At 48.0% G+C, this 221-nt stretch carries 1 protein-coding gene; it reads left to right on the top strand.

What is annotated here, in order from left to right; translation table 11 throughout:
• On the top strand, positions 1–221 hold a 221-nt coding region (locus NLF92_RS14035; RefSeq protein WP_254102888.1), incomplete at both ends, for an ATP-binding cassette domain-containing protein.

Raw genomic sequence — 221 nt, 5'->3', positions numbered from 1 at the left:
CTCCGGCCATAAAAGATGCCCACGACGCTACGGAATTAACCTGTGCGAACCCCGCACTGCGATTTAACAATGTCCATTTTGCATACACTGATAATCGACAGATACTTAACGGCTTAAGCTTTGATGTACCGCCAGGCTCAAAAGTAGCGGTGGTAGGTGAAAGCGGCGCGGGAAAATCAACGCTGATGAAACTACTCTTTCGGTTTTATGAGCCACAACAG

It is taken from the genome of Opacimonas viscosa, assembly GCF_024199005.1.
Taxonomy (GTDB): Bacteria; Pseudomonadota; Gammaproteobacteria; order Enterobacterales; family Alteromonadaceae; genus Opacimonas; species Opacimonas viscosa.
The sequence above is the reverse complement of the archived record's forward strand: the minus strand, read 5'-3'. Positions and strand labels throughout refer to the sequence as shown.